The organism is Streptomyces sp. NPDC005070 (assembly GCF_053600395.1).
In genome coordinates, this window is the sequence record NZ_JBSFZS010000408.1 from 1 (window position 1) to 1,987 (window position 1,987).

At 71.2% G+C, this 1,987-nt stretch carries 2 protein-coding genes; both read right to left on the reverse strand.

Going from position 1 to position 1,987, the window contains the following annotated elements:
- Positions 1-79 precede the first annotated feature (79 nt).
- Positions 80-1,330, reverse strand: coding sequence for a serine/threonine-protein kinase (locus ACWEBX_RS39635; RefSeq protein ID WP_451889554.1), 1,251 nt, complete (start codon positions 1,328-1,330; stop codon positions 80-82).
- A 55-nt stretch (positions 1,331-1,385) separates the two neighbouring features.
- On the reverse strand, positions 1,386-1,987 hold a 602-nt coding region (locus tag ACWEBX_RS39640; RefSeq protein ID WP_451889555.1), incomplete at its 5' end, for a 3-hydroxybutyrate oligomer hydrolase family protein.

Genomic DNA, 1,987 nt, shown 5'->3' on the forward strand with positions numbered 1-1,987 from the left:
GGCGGCTACAGCAGCCAGATCGTGCTGCGCGACACGCAGAAGCCGCTGACCGAGCTGAGTTTCCAGATGAGCCAGACCGTCAGCCCGAGGCGATGGGTTCGGAGGACAACTGAGCGATCCAGCGACCGGTTCCGGCCGGAGGGGGCGACGACTCGGAACGGGCGGGGGTGGAGGTGGTGGAAGAGGTGGTGGACGAGGGGGTGGACGCCTCAGGTTCGCTGGGCGCGGCGGCGGGACTCGGACTCCGCTGCGGTGACGAACTCCGAGGTGTGGTGGCGGGTACGGCGGATGTGCTCGGCGCGGAGCCCGCTACCCGGTCGGAGGCCTTGTCGTCGCCGAACGGGTCAAGGGTGAGCACCAGCGTGGTGATCGCGACGACGGTCAGGGTGAGCGCGACGGCGAGGACGGCTCCGCGATGCCGGTGCGGATGTCCTGGGAGCGGGGAGTCCGGCAGGGTGAGCGGTGCCGCGACGGGCGGGGCCGGGATCGACCCCGCCGTCAGCGTCGGCCGGTCCCACTGCGGTGAGGCACCCGACTCGACCTGGGCCAGCAACGCGTCGAGTCGCGCGCCGTCGGGGCGGGCTGACGGGTCGCGTACTAGGAGGGAACGCAGGACCTCCGAGAGGAGGCCGGAGCGCACGGGCGGGGGAACCGGGTCGTCCAGGACAGCGGCCAGGGTGGCGAGCGTGGTCACACGGCGGAGCGGGCTGACACCCTCCACGCACACGTACAGGAGCAGCCCGAGGGACCACAGGTCGGAGGCCGGGTCGTCGTCGTGGCCGCGGATGCGCTCGGGGGCCATGTACTCGGGGGACCCGACGAGTTCGCCGGTGGCCGTGAGCGCGGTCGCGCCCTGGAGAGCGGCGATACCGAAGTCCGTGAGCACGGCCTGGCCGTCCGGACGGAGCAGGACGTTGGCCGGCTTGACGTCACGGTGCTGAATGCCTGCCGCGTGGGCGAAGCGCAGGGCGGCGAGCACCTGACGGCCAATGCGCGCGGTCTCCGCCGGGCTCAGCAGGCCTTCGGACAGGCGTTCCTGCAACGACCGGCCGGGCACCAGCTCCATGACGATCCACGGGTGGGGGCGTGTGTCGACGATCTGGTGAACGGTCACCACGTGCGGATTGTTGAGCCGTGCCAGGGCCTTCGCCTCGCGCATGACCCGTTCACGGACGGCCGGGGATGCCTCCGCCTCGGGGTGCACGGCCTTGAGGGCCACGTCCCGGTCCAGCACGGTGTCACGCGCCCGCCATACCGTGCCCATCCCCCCGCTGCCGAGCCGATCGATCAACTCGAAGCGTTCGTCGATCATGTCCCCCGGTGCGTCCATACGCGTCAGATTAGGGCAGAAGGCGAAGACCCGGACACGATTGCAAAACGCCCGATCAGGGTGCGGCCGGGTGGCGGCTGCCCGGCCCCTGTTCAAGGGGGCATTCGGTCAGCAGTGTCGCAGCGTCCGCGTCGGCCGGGCGCGGCACGGTGTGGTCGGCCGGAGGACGTCCGTCGCCGGCCAGCCAGCGCTCCAGTGCCGTGAAAGCCGAGCGATGACAAGGTGTCATCGGGCGGAGCCGGTCCGGGAATGCGTCGACGAGCGAGTCGGTGTGGGTCCCTTCCGCGATGCGGTAGTACCGCAGCAACGAGCCCCGCCCGGCCTCGCGCACCATGCGGGCGTAGGCGTCCCCGTCGCGGCTGATCGGCAGCAGCACGTCGAGCGTGCCCTGAAGGGTGATCAGCGGTTTGCCGATGCGCCCGGTCAGCGCGATGCGGTCGACGGCGCGGTGCACGGACCGCGGTCGCGCGCCGTAGTCGTAGTCGGCGTCACAGCCGGGGGTTCCGGAGGCGCAGAACGGGGTTCCGGCCTCGGTCGCCCCGTCGTAACCGGGGTCCAGTTCCTCACGGTAGATGCGCTGGGTCAGATCCCAGTAGGTCTTGTAGTGGTACGGCCACAGGAACTCCGACCCGGCCGGATAGCCGGCCGCGTGCAGGG